General features: G+C 61.5%; 16 protein-coding genes. 4 read left to right on the top strand and 12 right to left on the bottom strand.

Annotated elements, in window-relative coordinates:
* Positions 1-31: 31 nt before the first annotated feature.
* The 4 genes from PDMSB3_RS28010 to PDMSB3_RS28025 form a co-directional block, all read right to left on the bottom strand.
* Complete coding sequence (locus PDMSB3_RS28010; protein WP_407670654.1) at positions 32-1300, bottom strand: NAD(P)/FAD-dependent oxidoreductase; 1269 nt, start codon at positions 1298-1300, stop codon at positions 32-34.
* Positions 1301-1560: 260 nt separating this feature from the next.
* Positions 1561-2106, bottom strand: coding sequence for a GAF domain-containing protein (locus PDMSB3_RS28015; protein WP_165188399.1), 546 nt, complete (start codon positions 2104-2106; stop codon positions 1561-1563).
* Between the two features lie 14 nt (positions 2107-2120).
* Entirely contained in the window at positions 2121-3527 is a 1407-nt protein-coding gene (locus tag PDMSB3_RS28020; protein WP_007177283.1) for an MFS transporter, read from the bottom strand.
* Between the two features lie 201 nt (positions 3528-3728).
* Positions 3729-4868 (bottom strand): porin, encoded by a 1140-nt coding sequence (locus PDMSB3_RS28025; protein WP_007177284.1) that lies wholly within the window; start codon positions 4866-4868, stop codon positions 3729-3731.
* A gap of 567 nt (positions 4869-5435) precedes the next feature.
* Here PDMSB3_RS28025 and PDMSB3_RS28030 point away from each other — a divergent pair.
* Positions 5436-7439, top strand: a complete 2004-nt coding sequence (locus PDMSB3_RS28030) for a putative bifunctional diguanylate cyclase/phosphodiesterase (protein WP_007177285.1) — start codon at positions 5436-5438, stop codon at positions 7437-7439.
* On the opposite strand, the gene PDMSB3_RS28035 is transcribed toward PDMSB3_RS28030, so the two are convergent.
* On the bottom strand, positions 7405-8310 hold the full coding sequence (locus tag PDMSB3_RS28035; RefSeq protein WP_007177286.1) for a LysR family transcriptional regulator: 906 nt from the start codon (positions 8308-8310) through the stop codon (positions 7405-7407). The genes PDMSB3_RS28030 and PDMSB3_RS28035 overlap by 35 nt on opposite strands.
* Positions 8311-8422: 112 nt before the next feature.
* Positions 8423-9196, bottom strand: coding sequence for an SDR family oxidoreductase (locus PDMSB3_RS28040; RefSeq protein WP_007177287.1), 774 nt, complete (start codon positions 9194-9196; stop codon positions 8423-8425).
* Between the two features lie 338 nt (positions 9197-9534).
* On the opposite strand from PDMSB3_RS28040, the gene PDMSB3_RS28045 reads away from it, so the two are divergent.
* The 3 genes from PDMSB3_RS28045 (at position 9535) to PDMSB3_RS28055 (ending at position 12716) form a co-directional block, all read left to right on the top strand.
* Positions 9535-10710 carry a serine hydrolase domain-containing protein gene (locus PDMSB3_RS28045; RefSeq protein WP_007177289.1) on the top strand — a complete coding sequence of 392 codons (1176 nt, stop codon included), beginning with the start codon at positions 9535-9537 and terminating at the stop codon, positions 10708-10710.
* Positions 10711-10863: 153 nt separating this feature from the next.
* On the top strand, positions 10864-11844 hold the full coding sequence (locus tag PDMSB3_RS28050) for a hypothetical protein (protein ID WP_007177290.1): 981 nt from the start codon (positions 10864-10866) through the stop codon (positions 11842-11844).
* Between the two features lie 146 nt (positions 11845-11990).
* Positions 11991-12716, top strand: a complete 726-nt coding sequence (locus tag PDMSB3_RS28055) for a DeoR/GlpR family DNA-binding transcription regulator (protein WP_007177291.1) — start codon at positions 11991-11993, stop codon at positions 12714-12716.
* Between the two features lie 81 nt (positions 12717-12797).
* On the opposite strand, the gene PDMSB3_RS28060 is transcribed toward PDMSB3_RS28055, so the two are convergent.
* The 6 genes from PDMSB3_RS28060 to PDMSB3_RS28085 form a co-directional block, all read right to left on the bottom strand.
* Positions 12798-13856, bottom strand: a complete 1059-nt coding sequence (locus PDMSB3_RS28060; RefSeq protein WP_007177292.1) for an ABC transporter permease — start codon at positions 13854-13856, stop codon at positions 12798-12800.
* Between the two features lie 15 nt (positions 13857-13871).
* Positions 13872-15440 carry a sugar ABC transporter ATP-binding protein gene (locus PDMSB3_RS28065; protein WP_051058917.1) on the bottom strand — a complete coding sequence of 523 codons (1569 nt, stop codon included), beginning with the start codon at positions 15438-15440 and terminating at the stop codon, positions 13872-13874.
* An 86-nt stretch (positions 15441-15526) separates the two neighbouring features.
* A complete protein-coding gene (locus PDMSB3_RS28070; protein WP_007177294.1) occupies positions 15527-16531 on the bottom strand; it encodes an autoinducer 2 ABC transporter substrate-binding protein in 1005 nt (334 codons plus the stop codon).
* Between the two features lie 96 nt (positions 16532-16627).
* Positions 16628-17674, bottom strand: a complete 1047-nt coding sequence (locus tag PDMSB3_RS28075) for an ABC transporter permease (RefSeq protein WP_007177295.1) — start codon at positions 17672-17674, stop codon at positions 16628-16630.
* Positions 17675-17708: 34 nt separating this feature from the next.
* Positions 17709-18680: a ribokinase gene (rbsK, locus tag PDMSB3_RS28080; RefSeq protein WP_165188401.1), complete on the bottom strand. Its 972-nt coding sequence runs from the start codon at positions 18678-18680 to the stop codon at positions 17709-17711.
* A 196-nt stretch (positions 18681-18876) separates the two neighbouring features.
* Positions 18877-21267: an aldehyde dehydrogenase family protein gene (locus PDMSB3_RS28085; RefSeq protein ID WP_007177297.1), complete on the bottom strand. Its 2391-nt coding sequence runs from the start codon at positions 21265-21267 to the stop codon at positions 18877-18879.
* Position 21268: the final 1 nt, after the last annotated feature.

Below are 21268 nucleotides of genomic sequence, written 5' to 3' on the forward strand. Positions count from 1 at the left end.
CGCGGTTTAAATCGAGGTCGCGGGGGCCTCGCTATTTTCTGAACCGTCCTATCGAGTAATCGTCGAGAGAGATTCCGGGCGTGCGATTGGCAAGCAGATCGGCAACAAGCGCGCCGGTAGTCGCACATTGCGTCAGGCCAAGATGCCCGTGACCAAACGCATAAATAATGGAAGGCACGCGGGGCGAGCGGCCGATAACGGGCAGCGAATCGGGCGTGGCCGGACGGTGTCCCATCCACCTGAGCGCGCCCTGATCGTTGATGCCGGGCAGGAATCGCTTGCCGAGCGTGAGAAGCGCGTCGCTGCGCTGATAGTTCGGCGGCGCTTTCAGTCCGGCAAACTCGGCCGCGCCGCCAATACGCAAACCGATGTCGAGTGGCGTGGCCACGAACTTGCGCTCGGCAAAGATCACTTCGCGCGAAAGGCTGATTCCATGCTCGGGCAATGTGGTGTTGTAGCCACGCTCGCTGTCGAGCAGCACGCGATCGCCAACGGAATTCGCCAGGCCGGCAGACCATGCACCCGTGGCAACGACAAGGCGCCGGCCGCTCACCCGCTCACCGTTCTCAAGTACCGCTGCGGGCAATAAAGCATTGGAAGGGTCGAGCGCAGCCACGCGGCCGATAACGAACTGCGCACCAAGCTCGCGAACACGATTGCGCAATTGAGTGACGAGTTGCTTCGGATCGCCAATATGCGACCAGTCTTCAAGAAACACGCCGTGTTTGAAAACGGGCGCGAGCGAAGGCTCGCAATCGCGAACTTCAGCGGCGCTCATCGTCTTCCAGCGCACGCCCAATTCCCGCTTGAACGCCCATTCGGCGGCGTCGGCCTTGAACGCTTCATCGGTTTCGTAGACGGTCAGCGCACCGCGGCGATAGAAAGTTTTCATCGCGCCGATATCCTCGAACATCGGCACGAGGTCGTCATACACGCGATTATTGATTTTCGCGAGGGCGTGGGAAATGGAACGGAACCGATCCTTGTTGCTCACTCTCTGGAACTCGATGAACCAGGGCAATGCGGCCGGAACATGCTTCCAGTCCAACGAAAGCGGACCGAGCGGATCGAATAGCCACTTTGCTGCCTTGAAAAACAGTCCATGCACCGAAAGCGGCGTGCTTTCAGTCACCGCAATTCCGCCCGCATTTCCGTGCGACGTGCGATCTCCTTCGAAATCCTGATCGACTATTGCCACGGTGGCGCCGTCTTTCAATACCGACCACGCGCAGGCTAGACCCACGATGCCACCGCCGATAACCACAACGTCAGGTGTCGCTCGCGAGGCATGAGTGTTAATTTGCATTTCCAGTTCTTCAAGATTGAATCGTCGTGGGCTATCCATCGGACGCCCGCGGCAGGCCGGGAATGACTTCGACCCAGACACCGCGAGTGGCTTCCATTGCCCCTTCTTACATGTGCAGACGATCTTGATGAAGTCGTCGGTCTTTGACCTGGCGGCGCAGTTGTCCATCACGCTTACCGTCGCCAGGCCGCGCTGCCAGATAACTTTTAAACAATGACACGAGGCGGAAACATCTACCCGTCCCACCCGGGCTCTTACACCTGCTCCATATGATCCGGCTCGCCGAGCTCGCGCAACCGGTCAAGGCTGGCTTCGAGAGGCACCACGGCGAGCTGGGCAAATACGAGTGCCAGACGCACGTCCACGTCGTCGTACTGACCCGCGCCGGCCAGCAGGTTCATGGTGCCGATCGTCACGCCGTTCTTGCGCACCGGTATGTTGAGAACGCTCTCGCAACCAATCGACCACAACACTTCGTACTCGGAGAACACTGCCTTGATATCTTCACGGGTCGAACCAATGAACATTTCGCCCCGGTGCAGCACGTGATCCGCCCATCTGCTCTGAGTCACGCGTTTGAAGCCGCCGACCGGATTGATGTCAGGCCGGTTGCTATGCAGACGCCCAAGCCGGCTGGACTGTTCGTCATACGCGAGTACCGTGAACAGGCGCTGGCCATAAACCTGGGTCAGTGCCTGCTCGATCGTTTCCCAAACGACCTCCGCCGGCTGTCCTTCCTGCAATGCGCCAGCGACGCTCGCCAGCGCGGGCAGCATAGCGTTCGGATTACTATTCGACATGGTGGCTCCGTGAACTATTTGGCCGTTTTCAGGGAAGCGCCCGACAGATCATCGGTGAGGCTGTACTCGTCCGCCGTGATTTGTTCCAGCGTTTTTCCGCTGGTGGACACACCCAGTATGAGCACCGCAAGCGCACCAACAAGCAGGATGACGGTCGTCATACCGAATACGCCGGCAAACCCCCAGATCGGATAAATGTAGCCCACGAGCATTGGCGAACAGATCGCACCTATACGGCCAAACGCTGACGCCGTGCCCATACCCGTGGCACGCAGATGCGTGGGGAACACTTCGGGCGTGTAAGCGTATTCGCCGGCGTTGACACCGTTCATCGAGAACGACATGGCGATCGACGCAAGCACGATTGTCAGGTCACTACCGGCAAACGCAAGCCAGATTCCCGAAGCACAGGCGAGTCCCATGTAGGTGACGATCGTCGTTTTGCGCCCGAGCTTTTCGCAGAAATAGGCCGACGAGTAGTAACCCGGAATCTGCGCGAGATAAATCGCGATCGAAACGGAGAAGCTCTTTGTAATCGTCATGCCGTGCTGCACGAGCAGGCCGGGAATCCAGACGAAGAACGCGTATGAGCAGAAAGTCACCGAGAGCCAGAGGCACCACGTCATCAGCGTCGTTTTCGCGAGAGGCGGCTTCCACAGAAGCTTCAGATTGCCGAAGAACGAACCCGAATATTCGTGAAGCGTCGCGTCGCCCGCGACGGGCACGACGGGCGGAAGCGTCACCCCCGAGCGCTCGATTTGCCGCTCGATGTCCGTTACTACCGCAGCAGCCTCTTCGTGGCGCCCACGTGTTTCCAGCCAGCGGGGCGACTCGTGAAGCGAGCGCCGCCACCAGAGCAGAACGATCACCGGCAGCGAAACGATCACCAGCGCAATACGCCAGCCTTCCGGGTTCAGCGGAATGACAAAGTAGCCGATCAGCGCGGCCGCGACGAAACCGAACGAGAAGAAGCCGGCGAGCGCACCGGTAAAGGCACCACGATAGCGATTGCTAACGAATTCGACGAGGAACGGCGCAATGATCGCCCCTTCAGCGCCCATGCCAATGCCGGCAATCGCGCGCAACAACGCGAACGTGTGCCAGTCATTCACAAACGCGTTCACGAACGTCAGCACGCAGAAGAACGTCAGTGCCCACATCATCACGACGCGACGGCCGAACCGGTCGCCGAGCAACCCGGCAAAAAGTGCGCCGACCAGAAAGCCGACATAGGTACTGCTGCCGAGCAGGCCGGTCTCGAAGCTGGTCAGATGCCATTTCGTACGGACCACCGGCAGGATGAAGGCGATGATTGCCGCATCGATGGCTTCGAACATGAAGCCAAGTCCGCCCATGATGAGCAGCTTGAAATGGAAGCGGGAGAACGGCAAGCGCTCAAGCCGTGCTGCGATCGGTGACATGTAAGCCTCCAGTGGGAGAGAAGTGACGCGGAAGCGGCGTTCGACCACATCCCGCATCTATGATACCAATATCCTGTATCCAAAATACGGTGTCAACGAAGAATTTCCCTGACGGCCTATTTTTGATCAGGGTTTACCCTTTTTAATTGAGTACTATCCGACTGTGGCGGAGGCCGGAAGGAACGGTGGCAGCCAGTCGCGTCAGAAGCTGTGGCGTACACCCACCCGCACGGCGACCTGATTTCCGGTCGAAGAAGGCGTCAGGAAAGAAAGTGCGGCCACCGCCTGTTTGCCTGTGGAGTCGGTCCCCGTTGCGTGCTCCCACGAGGTGGTCGCATAGACGAGCGTTCGTTTGGAGAGCGAATACTGGGTACCCAGATTGAGTTGCCCGTATTTTGCGGATTCCGCCTTCGTGTAGTCGTACGACGCACCGAAGAGCAACGCCGGCGTGACGTTGTACGTGGCGAGTGCTTCGAAATTGTTGAACGTCGCCGTCCCCGAAAACGGCGTCGACGAAGTCCGAACCACGTCCTCGAAACGGGTATTGGTGTAGGTGAAACCCAGCAATGCGGCACCGATGCGGTAATTGACGCCCGCGCCGGCAACCTGCAACGTGTGCGCCGATGTGTAGCCGCTAAAGGTCGGATTCGTGATCGGATTGGCGAACGTCGTTCCCGCGACGGGATTGGCAGTCGCGTCGTAAATCGATGTAGCCGGGTTATTGATTCGCGAGAACACCGCGCTCGCGCTTAACGCGCTGTTCGTATAGACGAGGCTGACCGACTCTTTCTTGCCGTTGGAAAAGTCGCCGGCCACGCCACCGAGGCTGAACAGAGCGGACAGCTTGAAACCGGCGTAAGTCGGCGAAAGATACTTGATCGAGTTGCTCAGAGAGTAGTCGCCCCAGACGTTGTCCACGTCCCCGGCGTGCGCGGCCAGAATGCCGCCAAAGCGGCTCGACGCCGAGAGCGGCAGCAGCGAATCGAGGACGAGATCATATTGACGCCCCATCAGCAGCGTCCCGTATGGCGAGCCCAAACCCACGTAGGATTGCCGGCCGAACAGGCGTCCGCCGTTATTGAATTTGCCGGTATTGATGTCAAACCCGTTTTCGAGGCGCGCAATCGCACTGTAGCCGCCGCCCAGATCCTCGTTGATCAGGAAGCCCCACTTGCTGCTGCCCAGAGCGCCGTTCGACGCCTGGTAGTTGTGATGACCACCCTGATTGTTGGTGAAGGTCAGGCCATCGTCCAGGGCGCCATAAAGTGTCACCGAACTTTGTGCATGGCACGATAGCGTCGCCGCCATCAATGCGGTCATGCCGAGAAGCTGCTTCTTCATCGTGAATCTCCTTTTTTAATTAATTCGTCATACTGAGTGTATGGATGGGAAATCAATCGGATCGGTTGTCAGCAGGCGCGTGCAGATAGCGATACGGATCGCGATGAGCGCCCCACCCCAATCACGCAACAGCGCGGTAGTGACCAACGGCAGCGATCCGCGAATCAGGAAGCGTCAAGTCAGAGCCTGCATGTTCCGTTTTGCGATTCACGGATCCCCTCTGGGTATCAACAGGAATGACCCGAGCCGGGTTCGCAGACAATATCTTGGATCCAATATAATTGGTCAAGCATTTTCCATGGAGTCAGGGCCGTCGCCCTGCCGGAGACAGGCCAACCCGGTCCAGTAGGCAGTTCGTCAAGAAATTGTAGGCATGTTTCCTGCGCGGACCCCATGAACGCACCGGAGTGCGAAAATGGGAGATCGCTGCGTCAAAATGCAATCCGGGCCGTCCCGCGTCGAATCTGGATGCGAACCGGTCGAAGCGAAGTCGACAAGCCTCATGCTGCCAGGAGCTTCACACCGGGTATTGAGCTAGCTGTATCGCCGGTTGATACGGGAACGCACATGAAAAAATTACTGGAAGATAAGCCGTGGGCGGTCGTTCAGGCGATCCAGTCGATCATCGCCGCCCCTGCCAGCGCGGAATTAAGACGGTCCCAGTACAAAGCATTTTCGCGCCAGGTTCCGCTTTTATATGTGCTTCTTGTCGTCAACACGGCGGCGGTAGTCTTCACTCATTTCCGGGTAGCACCGCGCTGGCTCGCGGTTTATTTGCCGCTTGCCCTTTGCGTGGCCTGCGCCGCGCGAGTCGTACTGTGGCTGAGAGCCCGCAAAACTGAACTGCCCGACGATGTAATCGCCCACCGCCTGCGGACTACCTTGCGGCTCACGGCTGGGTTCGGTGCCGCCTTCACCGTCTGGGGCCTTTTACTGTTTCCCTATGGCGACGCCTATGCCCAATGCCATGTGGCGTTCTATATGTCGATCACGGTGATCGGCTGCATCTTCTGCCTGATGCATATGCGCGCCGCCGCGCTACTGATGACATGCATCGTGGTCGCGCCTTTCGCCGTGTTCTTCCTGATGAGCCAACATGCCGTGCTGATCGCCATCTCGATCAACATGGTGCTCGTTTCCGCCGTGATGATTGTCATCTTGCTGATTTATTACCGCGATTTCGCGGATCTCGTGGAATCGCAGCGCAAACTTTTAATCAAGCAGGCGGAGACCGAGCGTCTCAGCGTGGAAAACCTCCGGCTCGCCAATCTCGACGGGCTGACAGGGCTCCCCAATCGCCGCCGTTTTTTTTCCGACCTCGATAAGCTGCTTACGGCAGGCGGTGCAACCGGCCAGGGTATCGCGGTCGGTGTCGTTGACCTCGACGGATTCAAACCGATAAACGACCTCTACGGCCACCATTTCGGTGACCGGTTGCTCGAAGAGGTCGGGCGCCGTCTGACATCGCTTTCGTCGCCCAGTCTGATTGCCGCCCGCGTAGGTGGCGATGAATTCGGGCTCCTGTTTAGCGGCGACGTCAGTCAGGCGAGGCTATGTGATCTGGGCGCCGCGATTTGCGCTACGCTGCAGCGGCCCTATGAATTGACGGACGTCACTGCGCGTTTGACTGCATCGCTCGGCGTCGCGGTTTTCCCCGAGGCGGGCACCACAGCGATAGAGCTGTCCGAGCGGGCGGACTATGCGTTGTCTTTTGCGAAAAATCATCGCCGCGGCGCGACGGCGATATTTTCCCGTGAGCACGAAACGCAGATCAGGCGGTGCAATGAAATCGAACAGGCACTGAAACTGGCGGACTTCGAGCGCGAGATTTCAGTCTTCTTCCAACCCATTTTCGATGTCTCTTCCAAAGGAATAGTGGCTTTTGAAGCACTCGCGCGATGGACGAGTCCTTCACTCGGCACGATATCTCCGGTGGACTTTCTCGCAGTGGCCGAGAAAACCGACATGATTCATTCAATGACGCATGTTTTGCTGCGCAAAGCACTGGAGGCAGCGGCCGCGTGGCCACCGCAGACGCGCATAGCGTTTAATCTTTCGGCCCGCGACGTCAGTTCCCCCGAGGCAATCGACGGTGTGATCCGCACCGCGCTAGCAAGCGGCGTGGCCCCTGAACGGATCAATTTCGAAGTCACTGAAACGGCGCTCATCAAGAATGTTTCGAGTGCGTGCGAAACTCTCGGCGCCCTGAAAAAGCTCGGAGCGGAAGTTTCTCTCGACGACTTCGGTACCGGATACTCCAGCCTGAGCTATGTTCACCGGCTTCCGATCGACAAGCTCAAGGTCGACCGCAGTTTCATTGCGGACATCGTGGACGATCCGGCGGCACGCGCTGTCGTGAAGAGCATTGTGGACCTGAGCAAGAACCTCGGTCTCACTTGCGTCGTAGAGGGCGTCGAAACCGCATCGCAGGTTAACGTCCTGCTGGGATTGGGCTGCACCGTCATGCAGGGATACTTCTTCGGCAGACCGGTCGCGGGGGAGGACGTACTGGAGTCGTTCGTGACGAACGGCTTTATCACGGCTCGAAGTGCGGCTGCATCAACGCTTTGAACCATTCGATGAAAGCCACGAGCCGGCGCGACCGTTGTCTCCTATGCGGATAAAGCGCCGAAACCGCCATTGGCGCCGCCCTGAATTCGGGCATGACTTCCACCAATGTACCGGCGCTCAACAGATGCTGCACGTCGAAACGCGGAATCTGAATCAGTCCAATCCCTTCGCAGCAGCAGGAAATGTAATTCTCCGCGTTATTGACAATCACCCGGCTGGCCACTGAAATCTGCGCCTCGCGACCGGCAGCGAGGTAGTCCCACGGCAACTCGCGGCCCGTCGTCGGAGATGCATATCCGACGCACAGATGCCCGTCGAGCAGATCGTCGGGGCGTTCGGGCGCGCCATGTTCGCGCAGATAGCCTGGACTCGCGCAGTTGATCATGGCGATGTTGCCCAACGAATGTGCGACCAGATTGCTGTCGTACAGCGTGCCCACGCGAACGGCGCAGTCCACGCCCTCCTGCACGAGATCGACGGCGCGATCGGTCGAGTTCAACGCCAGCCGCAATGCCGGGTGGTTGCGCAGCAAACCCGGCAACGCCGGCACGACCAGACGGCGAGCAATACGGCTGGGCATGTCAACCTTCAACTGACCGGAGACCTGTCGCTGCCTGACCTGAAATAACTGATCGATCTCATCTACGTCGGTCAGCAGCGCCCGGATTCGTTCCCGCAATTGCGCACCATCCGCCGTGAGTTGCACGCGGCGTGTGGTGCGATGCAGTAGCCGCACGCCGACGCTCGCCTCCAGTTGCTGGACGGCCGCCGACACCGACGCACGCGGCAATTCCAGCGCGTGCGCGGCTTTGATGAAGCTGCCCATATCGGCAACCTGGATGAAGACACGGTATTGATCAAGTTTATCCATTGAACGTTATGACCTTGATGTGCCGCTTTCGACTTTTGTGCTTCGTCGCAGGCGCCGCATGGCGGCGGTTGTCGGGCCGGCCGGCGGCATGCCGCCGGCCGCGCAAGCACCATCACTTCGTCGTATAGCCCCCGTTGATGAGGATAGTCTGGCCGGTAATCCACCATCCGTCACTGACCAGATGACGAATAAACGGCACCACGTCCTGAATGTCGGTCAGGCCCGTTTTGGAAAACGATGATAGCGCCGCAGCGCTCTTATGATAAGCGACCGCGTCTTCGCCTTCGGCAGGATAGAAAAAAGGCGTGTCCATCGGTCCCGGGCCTACAGCGGTGACCGAAATGCCGCGCGTGCCATATTCCTTGGCGGCCGCGCGCGTGTAATGCTCGACAGGCGCCTTGGTGCCGGCATACGCGGCGTAGAACGGCGTGAACGCACCGAGCAGAGACGTGACGAGCGTGACGATCTTGCCGTTGTCGTTGACGTGCTTGCCCGCTTCCTTGAGAAAGAAGAAGGCAGTCTTCGAATTGACCGCGGTCATCTCGTCATACTCGGCCTCGCTGATCTCGACGAAGGGTTTTTTCAGCACCTTGCCGACCGTGTTGATGGCAATGTCAGGCTTGCCGATCGCGGCCACCGCGTCGGCGAACAGTTTCTCGACCGCGCCGGCGCGGGTCAGGTCCGCCTGAAACGCCACCGCTTCGGCGCCCGCGGAGCGGATTGCTTCGACCGTGGCATCGGCTTGCGCCTGACTCGCGGCACTGTTGTAGTGAATTGCAATAGCCTTGGCGCCCTGCGCAGCGAGATCATGGGCTATCAGGCCGCCCAGGTTTTTCGCGCCACCGGCTATGAGCACAACCTTGCCCTTGATGGAATGGTCTGCCATGGGAATGTCCTCAATGTTCGGGGAATTCAAGTCTACGCAGCATCCGGCGCGAAATAAGCTGCCGCCCCCTGGATGGATTGTCCAGAAAATCTGTCCAATCGCGTGAGATGGTCATTTCCGATCATCGGCGCAAGGAGCGGCCGACAATGGACGGCTCACTTGCATTCACCTCGCGTACCGGACTCCTTCGTACGCGTTATCCTATGCAGCAGGTGAACTGTGACGCATCCAACGTGGCCACGCGAAAATCGTTAAATCGCACTTCCTGATGCGATATGCCATCCGTTACAGCGACGAAATCGCAAGCGAATTCCCAATCTCGAACGAAGGAGCCACGCATGAATTTCGACGGTTCGGTTATCACGGCGCTACTGGACAATGCGGTTTCGAAAGGCGCTATTCATGGCATTGCGGCGGTCGTCGTCAATCGCCACGGCATCCTGTTCCATCATGCCGCCGGCGAGGCGAGCCCACACACCCTGTTCCGCAACGCCTCGATGACGAAAGCCGTCGCCACGACGGCGGCGTTGCAGTTGGTGGAACAAGGGCTCCTCAGCCTCGATGCGACCGTCGAATCGATACTTCCCGCGTTCGGTCAATTGCAGGTGCTCGACGGCTTCGACGGCAATCAGCCGCGTTTGCGCCCGCCCGTCAGCAAGGCCACCGTGCGTCAGTTGATGACGCACACGGCCGGCCTCGGCTACTTCTTCCTCAGCGAGAAGTTGAAGCGCTACCACGAATTGACCGGAGAGCCTCATCCTCTCACCGGACTGAAGCGCAGTCTGTCGGTGCCGCTCGTCAACGACCCCGGTACGGCATGGGAATACGGAACCAACAGCGACTGGCTAGGGCTGATCGTCGAGAAGCTGTCGGGTCAAAGTCTGGACAGCTACGTCAAGCAGCATGTTTATGGGCCGCTGGGAATGAAGGACTCGACGTTCGCGCCGAATCCGGAGCAGCGCTGCCGCCTGTTACGCGTGATGCAACGTCAGGCCGACGGCACGCTCGCGCCGTCGAAAACCGATCTGTCTCCCACCTCCGAATGGGACGCCGCCGGTCACGGCTCTTACGGTACGGTGCAGGATTACGGCCGTTTCCTGCAGGCATGGCTCGATGATGGCGCCGGTATCCTTCAACCGTCGACCGTCGAAATGGCACTGAGGGACCATCTCGGCTCGATCACGCTTCCCGACCCGGCGAAGCCCACGGTGCCGGAACTTTCCAACGAGGTGCCCGCCATGCCGATGCCGCAGGGCTGGGGGTTGGGCTTTCACCTCACGCTCGCCGACCTGCCTGGCATGCGCAGCCGTGGCTCTGCCGATTGGGCCGGCATCTTCAATTCGTACTATTGGTTTGACCGGTCGAGAGACATAGGCGGTGTGCTGATGACCCAGATGCTCCCGTTCTTCGACATGCCGGTCGTCGAAACGCTCATTGGTTTTGAGGCGGCGGTTTATCAGCAGGTGGGAGCGGCCGTGCCGGCTGCCGGGATGCCATCGGGGGGCGCAGAGTAGTTAGTCAGCAGCCGTAACCTGGAGAAATAAACCCGCTCGTCCCAGGCGGGTCGTTTTCCGCGAAATCCTGCCACAATGGCCGCAAACAGCCGCCAGAATGCAGAATCGTCAGTCTGGCGCGCTTTCCGTCATGACCGAAGATCTCATGTAACGATGAAAGTTAACTGGACTCTCGCCGTTGCCGCCGGAGCGATATGTCTGTGGGCCTGCCCCACATCAGCCCAGGAATTCGCGCTATACACGGGACCGTTGACCGGCGAACACACGCATTCCTACGCGTGGTCGATGGACTATACGGAAGGGTTCGGCCCGTACCTTGCGGGCAGCATTACCTGGCTCAATGAAGGACATATTCCCGATCATCACCGCGATGGCCAACTCGTCCAGGTGTGGGGCCGGCTACCCCTTGCACAACGGCGTTTCGTGGTCGCACTCGGCGTCGGCCCCTATCGTTATTTCGACACCGAAGCGGCGGAAGAAGGCAAAGGCTATTCGAATACGCATGGCTGGGGCGTTGTCTACAGTGCGCGCGCCACGTGGTATTCGTCCCAGCGCTGGACAGCCAATCTGCAACTCAATCACGTACGGGTGACGAACGGACCGTCGACCACGGCGGTCATGCTCGGCATCGGCTATCAACTGGACGCACCCGAGACTCCCGGCCCGCGTGATTTTGCGCTGCCGCGCACGCAAAAAGTCACGAACAACGAAGTGACCCTCATGGCCGGCACAACCATTCTGAACAGCCTCGAGTCGCAAACATCGGCGGCGGAAGCGATCGAATACAGGCGCGGGCTGACCAACTATCTCGACGCGACGCTGGGCTATCTGCATGAAGGCAACGGCCTGACCGCGCGGCGCGACGGCGCCACCGCGCAACTCTGGCTCACGCGGGCCTTTTTTGACGACCGCCTGACACTCGGTATCGGTGCCGGCGCGTATGCCGCCATTCACCACGGCAATTCGAACGACAATCGCGACACGGGCGACGGCATACTGTCCGGCCTCGTTTCGGTATCGGCTTCGTATCGGGTCACGCGACACTGGGCAGCGCGCGTAACGTGGAACCGTGTGGTCACACGCTATAGCCGCGACACGGACGTGATTCTCGGCGGCATTGGTTACCGGTTCTAGTCAGCGCCAGAATCGGCATACGTGTGTCACCCGCCCGACCATACGACTCATATCGCGCTCGCCGCGCGCACCACCTCTTGTTATAATTCTTTCATCAAATCGAACAAAACATAACGCCCATCCACACACTGCGCGCCAGGATCTCCATGCTGAAACCCGACCGCCTCCGCGCCCTTGCCGAAGCGTTGACCAGGCAAAACGTGATGCGCCTGCGCGACGCCGCCGGCCTGCTCGGCGTTTCGGAAATGACTGTCCGGCGCGACATTGCAGGCAGCCCCGAACGATTCACGTATCTCGGCGGCTATATCGTCAGCGCGACCGACGTACCCAATAACGCCGGCTATTCACTCGAAGAAGAAAAAGACCACTTCGCGCAGGCGAAGGCCGAAGCGTCGGCGGTCGCGGCGGGACTCATCGGCGACAACGAAACGCTGTTCATCGATTGCGGCACCACGCTCACCACGCTGGCCCGGTTGATTCCGGTCGAACGGCATGTCACGGTGGTGTGCTATTCGTTGAATGTCGCCGAGATTCTGCGGCGCAAACCGAATGTGCGAATGATTCTGCTCGGCGGCGTGTACGTGCCCTCGTCGGATTCGTTCGCAGGCGAAGAAAGTCTGGAGATGCTGCGCCGCATGGGAATCAACAAGGCGTTCATTTCCGCGGGCGGCGTGGACACCGCGCGCGGTGTGACGTGCTGGAATTTTCATGAAGTCGCGCTGAAGCAGGCGGCGATGGCGAGCGCGGTAGAACGGCATCTGGTTGTGGACCAGAGCAAGTTCGGCGTGGTCAAAGCGGTGCGTTTCTCGCAAGTCGACGACTTCGACTCCATCATTACGGAGAAAGGCCAGCAGTTCCGCAAGCGCCGGTAAGCGTGCTTGCGGCCTCGCTTGCCGCCTGCTGCATCACGCACGGCCCGCAACCCCGCAATGCAGAAGCCGTGCGTTGTGTCTTCAACTCTTGCGCTGCAACGCGAACAGCGTGCCCGCAATCAGAATGAACGCGCCGATAATCACCTTCTGCCAGGTGCTCGGCACACCCACCAGAATCAGCACGCTATTGATCAGCGTGACCAGCGCCACGCCGAGCAATGTGCCGGCCACCGTGCCCGTGCCGCCCGTAATGCGCGCGCCGCCCAGAATCACCGCGGCGATCACATCGAGCTCCGAGCCCACCAGATCGAATGGATTCGCGAGCCGGTTGTTCGAGACGTGCAGAATGCCCGCAATGCCGGCGAGCATGCCCGTATAGCCGAACACGAACAGATGGATCGCGCGCAGGTTGTAGCCGAGCCGCTCGGCGATGGCCAGGCTGCCGCCCATTGCATAGACGCCGCGCCCCATCATCGTGCGGTTCAACAGCCACCAGGTGAGCACCGCCGCCGCCACCAGCGCCACCACCGACACCGGCAGAACGGCGCGCAAGCCGTCGGCGGTGTGATAGAAAAACAGCGGAATGCGGCCGAAACGATCCATGCTGTGCGGAATGTTCATGAAGAACGTCGTGCCGATAAACGTCAGCAGCAACCCGCGATACAGATACTGCGTGCCGATCGTCACGATCAGCGAAGGCGCCTTCAGCCGATGCACCAGCAGCCCGTTGATAACCCCGAGCACGACGCCGCCGAGCGCACCCGTCAGCAGAATCAGCGCGAACGGCGCATCCGGCCACCAGGCGAACACGGCCTTGGTGATGCCGTACATCGTCAGCGCGGCGATCGCGGTGAACGATACGTCGATCCCGCCGGACGCCAGCACCACGAGCGTGCCCAGCGCAAAAAGCGACATCGTGGTGGCCGAGTGCAACAGGTCGAATAGCGTCGCGAGCTGGAAAAATCGCGGATTGATCGCGCCGACAATCAGGCACGTCACCGCGATCAACGCGACGGTAAACCATTCGGGATTGCGCGCGAGCCTGGCCCGCAAGCCCGGCGGCTTGACCTCGGGAGCGACTTCGACGATGGTCGGGGTGGTCATGGTCTGGTTCAGGCGCGAATCGATGCGCGAGTTCATGAGTGGATACGTCCTTTATGCGGCTTCCGAAAGCAGCGCGTGATACAGATCGGCTTCGCTCAACGTGGCGGCCTGGTATTCGCCGGCCACGCGCCCTTTCTTCATCATCAGAATGCGGTCGCAGTTCTGCAGCAGTTCGGGCAAGTCGTCGCTGATCAGAATGATGCCGATGCCGCGTTGCGACAGGCGCTGCATGATGCGGTAAATGATGTCCTTCGAGCCTACGTCCACGCCCACCGTCGGTCCATGCAGAATCAGCACGCGCGGGTCGATCGCGAGCCAGCGGCCAATCAGCACGCGCTGCTGGTTGCCGCCCGAAAGCGATTGCACGGGTTTGTCGACACCGGGCGTGGCGATCTGCAAATCCTTCACCGTCTGCTCGGCGAGTGCCTGTGCGCGGCTGCGATCCACCTGGCCGAAGCGGTCGCGCAAACTGGAGATCATCGCGGTGATCACGTTGTCGCGAATCGACTTGTCGAGAAAAAGCCCCTCATTCAGGCGGTCTTCCGGCACATAGCCGATGCGGTGCTCCTTCGCGTCCGAGGGTGTACGCAAGGAAACGGCCTTGCCGTCGAGCATCACCTGCCCGGATTGCGCGGGCGCGACACCGGCAAGCGCGCGCGCGAGTTCGTTGCGCCCCGAATCGAGCAGCCCCGTAATGCCCAGAATCTCGCCGCCGTGCAGCGCGAACGACACATCGCTGAACTGGCCGGCGCGCGTATAACCACGCACATCGAGCACGACGTTCTGCTCGCATGCACCCTCGCGATAGCGTTCGTTCGACAGATGCCTGCCGGTCATCAGTTCGCTGATCTGCGCTTTGGTGAATTGCGCGATCGGTCCTTGCGCCATTTTCTGTCCGTCGCGCAGCACGATTACTTCGCCGCCGATCGCGTAGCACTCGTCGAGCTTGTGGCTCACGAACAGCACGGTGACACCCTGAGCGCGCAGATTGGCGAGCACGGCAATCAGATTGTCGACCTCCTTCTGCGTGAGCGAAGTGGTGGGCTCGTCCATGATGACGAACTTCGCCTCGCTGGCAATCGCGCGGGCAATCGCCACGAGTTGCCGCGTGGCGAGCGGCAATTGCTCGATCAGCGTCGCCTGGAACTCCGCGTTGCCGGGCAGGCCGACCGATTCGAGCGCGCGCGCGGCCGTGCGCGCCAGTTCGCGCCGGTCGAAGGTGCGGGCAAGCTTGCCCGCGTGCGTGGCCAGCTCGGACGTGAGCGCGACGTTTTCGGCCACGTTCATGTTGGGCAGCAGCGAGAGATCCTGATAAACGGTTTCGATGCCCGCGGCGAGCGATTCGAGCGCGGAGAGCCGCGCATGCCGCACGCCTTCGATCACGAGCTCGCCTTCGTCGGGCGGCTGCGCGCCGGAGATGATCTTGATGAGCGTGCTCTTGCCACAACCGTTTTCGCCGAGCAGGTGATAGATCTGGCCGCGCTCGAATGACAGACTCACGCCGCGCAACGCATGCACGCCGGTGAAGCGCTTGTGCACGCCGACAACCTGCAGAAACGGCTGCGACGCTTCGGACTGCGGTGAACTCGGTGAAACCGGTGAAATTGCGTCCTGATTCATGGTGGCGAGTCGCAAGTTAAGGCGTCCCCGTGGGGACGCCATGGCACATGAAACAACATGAAACAAAAACCGTAAGCGGCGGAAGATCAGAATGGATACTGCTTGTAGTTCGTCTTGTCGACGTTCACCCAGCCCTGCCCGCGCACGATGATGCCCTTGCCCGGCCCTTTCGCGACCGTGACCTTCGTGTAACCGGGAATGCCGAGGTCGGCGCCGTTCTCCACCGTCTTGCCGTCGATCAGCATTTGCGCGATCTTGTTCATCGCAATGCCCGCGAGCTTCGGATCCCAGAACGCGATGCCGTTGATGGCGCCGCTTTCGAGGAACTTGCCGGCTTCAGTCGGCAGACCCGTGCCGTACACGCAGATCTTGCCCTGCATGCCGGCCTCTTCGACAGCGCGGCCAATGCCGATCACATCGAGCGACGACGAGCCCTGGAAGCCCTTCAGGTCCGGATGCTTGCGCAGCACTTCTTTCGCGACTTCATAGGCGCGTTCGCCGTCGTTGTTGGTTTCCAGCTTCGGCTCGACGAGGTTCATCTTCGGATATTTGGCCTTGGCGTTGCCGATGCCGCCGTCCGCCCATTGCACCTGGGAGCGGCTGCCGAGCGAGCCGACCAGCACGGCCCACTTGCCGTCGTCGTGCATGCACGAGGCGAGCCGTTCGTTCAGGCCGGCGCCATAGGCGGTGTTGTCGAATGCTTCGATATCCACCATCGTGTTCTTCGCGTTGTCGGCCTCATGCGTGACGACCTTGATGCCGCGATCCATCGCCTTCTTGAGCGCCGGTTCGAGCGTCGGCGGATCGTAGGGCACCACGGCAATCGCGGTGACCTTCTTGGCGATCAGGTCTTCGATGATCTTCAGTTGCTGCGCCGCGTCCGCGCGGCCGGGGCCGGTCTGATACGCGGTGACGCCGGGATTGTCTTTCGCGAACTGCTTGACGCCGTCGTCCATGCGGTTGAACCAGTTGATGCCGGTCACCTTGACGACCGTGACGATCGTTTCGTTCGTGGCGGCCTGCGCGGCGGCGATCACGCCCACCGTCAGCGCGCCTGCTGCGAGCGCGGCACCCAGTCGAGTCAATTTCATGCGATGTCTCCTTTTTGGTTCGATGTCGCCCATTTCATCGTCACGGACAGCCAGGGCTCGTTGTCCGCCGTGTACTAAAACCTTGCCGCGTGCCTGCTAACTTTTAGGCGCCGCGCCCGAACGACTGCCGCCCGTCCCGCCGCCGAAACCGAAAATCGCGCGCACCCGTTCACCGCCCGCGAACGCAAGCGACAGCAGCAACAGAAAGCCCCACGCGCAATCGCCGAAAAACTGCGACACGCCCATCAGATTGAACAGGCTGGAGAGAAACTGCAGCACCGTCGCGGCAAAAAACACGCAGATGATGCGGCCATGCCCGCCCGCCGGATTCACGCCGCCCATCACGGCGATCAGGATCGCGATCAGCAGATAAGAGTTGCCGTAGTCCCATTTCGCGCTGGACGTATGCGTCGCACTGATCAAGCCGGCCAGCGAAGCGAGCACGCCGCACATGGCATACGTCGTGATCAGCATCCGCGCCCGCGGAATGCCGGCATAGAACGCCGCCTTCGGATTGGTGCCCATCAGATAGAGGCGCAGGCCGAATGGACTGCGTTTGAGCAGCCACCCCAGCACGATCACGGCTGCGATAAAGATGCAGAACGCGATCGGCACCTGAAACACCGTACCGTTACCGATATTCGACAACGGGTCCACGTAATCGACATGCACCGAAGCGCCGTTGCTGAGCACCACCGCGAAACCGGTGAACAGCAACTGCGTGCCGAGCGTGCAGAGAATCGGCGTGAGTCTGAGGCGCGCGATCACCACGCCGTTCAGCAGCCCGCCGAGCAAGCCCATTGCCACCACGATCACGCAGAAGAGCGACGTGTAGAGCGCGGGCGAATCGTCGCCGTTGACGAAGCGCGGCACGAGCAGTGCCGCGACCATGCCCGACAGATTGGCGAGCCCGACACCGGACAGATCGATCCCGCCGTTGCCCGACACCATCGAAAGCATGATGCCGAGCGCGAGCAGGCCGAGTTCGGGCAACTGGCCGCCCATCGACTGCAGATTGTCGATATCGACGAACTGGCCATGCGAGAGCCACGTCGCGACCAGCACGACGAGCACGTTGACGATCAGCAGAAAATTCAGTTGCCGGTCGCCGAACAGTTTTCCAGCGGTGAACGAAGACTTCATGGTGATGACACCCTCCTTCAAGCTTCGCAATCGGTCAGGACGGCTGGGACACGCCCGCCGGCTGGTTCGGCTGCTTCAGAACCTGGTTCACTTCGTCGAGCGTCGGCATGGAAGGCGCCGTGCCCGGACGTGTCACGGAAATGCCCGCGAGCGCGCAGCCGAAACGCAACGCGGTCATGGCGTCGTCGCCGCGTGCGAGCGCGGCCGCGAAGCCGCCCGTGAAGCCGTCGCCGGCGCCCGCGGTTTCCACCACGCGGCCGCAGTGATAAGCGGGCACGAGAACCGATTGCGTCGCCGAATGCAGCAGCGCGCCGCCCTCGCCCAGCGTGACGATGACCGTGCCGACGCCTTTGGCGAGCAGCACGTCGGCGGCGCGGCGGGCGTCGTCGGCGTTCGCGATCGGTACGCCGGTGAGCGCGGTCGCTTCGGTTTCATTCGGGGTGATGTAGTCGCACAGCGGGAAGATGCCGTCGTCGAGCGGCAAGGCCGGCGCCGGATTGAACACAGTGATGACGCCGTGCCGGCGCGCCACTTCGAGCCCGCGGCGCGCGGCCTCGAGCGGCTGTTCGAGTTGCGTGACGAAAACCCGCGCGGCGGCGATGTCGGCTTCGATTGCGTCGACGTCCGCCGGCCCCATCGTCCCAGCCGCGCCGGAGGCGACGATGATCGCGTTCATGCCGCTGTTGTCGTCGACGAAAATATGCGCCGCGCCCGTCGAGACGCCTTCGATCACCGAGGCGCGCGCCGTGATGCCTTCAGCGGCCCACGTGGCGCGCGCAATCGCGCCGAACGCGTCGTTGCCGATGCGGGTGCAGAACACCACGTCGGCGCCGGCGCGCGCGGCCGCCACCGCCTGATTCGAGCCCTTGCCGCCCGGCCCCATCGCGAATGCCGAGCCCGCGATGGTCTCGCCGATCTGCGGCATGCGACCGGCGCGAAACGTCAGATCGGTGACGTAGATGCCGAGAATGACGACGCGTCCCTTTTCGCCTGGTTGCGTAGACATGTTCATGCGCGTTCCCCCTGATCCTGAACAGCCGGGTTCAAGGGAAGGTTCATCGATGCGTGAAGTGCGCACGGCACCTCGGCATTGAACTGCAGATCCAGATTCTTCGGCACGTTGTCTCCTCCATTTTCTGGTTGGCGTGCGTGTCTTTCAGACGTCCCGTACAGTGGCCAATCAATCGCCCATCAGTTGTCCATCAATCGCCGTACGGTATCCAGATGTTCTTGACCTGCACCGCCTGGCGCAGGAACGGCCGGCCTTCGCTCGAACGGTCGAACCAGTCGAACTGGCGGCCGTGATCGACAAACGTCCGCTTCAGATTGCCGACCGATTCGCGTTCGACCAGCGTCGAATCCGCCGCGCTGCCGAAGCACCAGACTGCGTCCACGTCGTCGTGTTTTGCGAGCGCCGGCAGCAGCGCGCCGTGTTCGCCAGTGACGATGTTCAGCACGCCGCCGGGCACGTCCGAGGTTTCGGCCACCTGGTAAAAGTCGGTGATCGTGAGCGGCGACGCCTCGCTCGGCAACACCACCACACGATTGCCCATAGCCAGCGCCGGCGCGGCCAGCGAAACGAAGCCGAGCAGCGGCGCTTCGTCCGGACAGGCGATGCCGATCACGCCGAGCGGCTCATGCATGGCCAGCGCCACACCGCGCAGCGGCGGCGTGTGCACGGCGCCGTCGAACTTGTCGGCCCACGCCGCGTACGTGAACAAACGCTGCACCGAGGCGTCCACTTCGGCGCGCGCCGCGGCTTCCGCCGCACCGTTTCGCACCATGAGCTGGCGCACGAATTCGTCCGCACGCACGGCCAGGTTTTCGGCCAGATAGAACAGCACCTGCGCACGGTTATGCGTGCTTGCCTGCGACCACTTCTGCGCCGCGCGGGCCGCTTCGACCGCGTTACGGATGTCCTTGCGATTGCCCGCCGCCACCTCGCCGACAGGCGTGCCATCCGGCGCGTGAACCGGCAGCGAATAGCCGCTGTCCGGCCGCGCCTGCTTGCCGCCGATAAAGAGCTTCGCGGTGCGGTCAATCGACGTTACGTTGGACAACGGATCGAGCGTGGCCGTGTTGCCGCTCGCGCTGCGCGCCGTGTGGCGCTCCGCAAGATTGAGCCACGCCCGCGGTTTCAGATATTCGTAGATGCCCTCACGCCCGCCTTCGCGGCCGTAGCCCGATTCGCGATAGCCGCCGAAGCCGACCGCCGCGTCGAACAGGTTGGTCGCATTGATCCAGACGACGCCGCATGCAAGACGCGGCGCAACATCGAGCGCGCGGCCGATAGTCTCGCTCCACACGCTCGCAGCGAGTCCGTAACGCGAGTTGTTGGCGAGCGCAATGGCTTCATCAGGGGTGCGAAAGCTCATCGTCACCAGCACCGGGCCGAAGATTTCTTCTTGCGCCAGCGTGGAAGCCGGCGCCACGCCGGTCACGAGCGTCGGCGGATAGAAGCAGCCGCCGCTCGGCAGCGTCGTCTCAGGAGACTGCCAGACCGAGCAGCCTTCGCGCCGGCCGGTTTCCACCAGCGACTGAATACGTTGGAGTTGTACCGGATCGACGATCGCGCCGAGGTCGATGCTCTTGTCGAGCGAGGTGCCCACGCGCAGCGTCGCCATGCGCCGCTTCAGTTTCGCGATAAACCGCGCCTCGACACCTTCCTGCACGAGCAGCCGCGAACCCGCGCAGCAGACCTGCCCCTGGTTGAACCAGATCGCGTCGACCACGCCTTCCACCGCGCCGTCCAGATCCGCGTCGTCGAACACGATGAAGGGTGACTTGCCGCCGAGTTCGAGCGTTAGCGATTTGCCGGAACCGGCCGTGGCCGAGCGGATCAGCCGGCCGACTTCCGTCGAACCGGTGAAGGCGATCTTGTCGACCTGCGGATGCTCGACCAACGCCGCGCCGGTGCGTCCATCGCCGGTGACCACGTTCAGCACGCCGGCCGGCAAACCCGCGCGATGCGCGAGTTCGGCGAACAGCAACGCGGTGAGCGGCGTGTATTCGGCCGGCTTCAGCACGACGCAGTTGCCCGTGGCAATAGCCGGCGCGATCTTCCACGCGAGCATCAGCAACGGGAAATTCCACGGCACGATCTGACCGACCACGCCGAGCGGCGCGTAATCGGCAAACTCACTCTCCTGCAACTGCGCCCAACCCGCGTGATGCAGGAAGTGCCGCGCGACGAGCGGCACGTCGATATCGCGCGTCTCGCGGATCGGCTTGCCGTTGTCGAGCGCTTCGAGCACGGCGAAGAGCCGGCTATGGCGTTGAACCATGCGCGCGAGCGCATACAGATGCCGCGCCCGCCCCGCCCCGCCCAATGAGAACCAGCCGGGCTGCGCGGCACGCGCGGCGGTCACCGCGGCGTCGATATCGGCAGCATCGCCCTGGGCGATATCCGCGAGCCGCTCGCCCGTTGCGGGCGCATGCGACGCAAAGCGTTCGCCGGCCGCGGGCGCATGCCACGCACCGCCGATGAAATGCCCGAAGCGCTCCTCGTGCTGCGCCAGCCAGGCGCGCGCGGGTTGATCGTCCTCGGGTGCGGGACCGTACTCCATCGATGAAAAATACTCGGCTACGCTCATG

The sequence above is a fragment of the Paraburkholderia dioscoreae genome (genome assembly GCF_902459535.1).
GTDB classification, from domain to species: Bacteria; Pseudomonadota; Gammaproteobacteria; order Burkholderiales; family Burkholderiaceae; genus Paraburkholderia; species Paraburkholderia dioscoreae.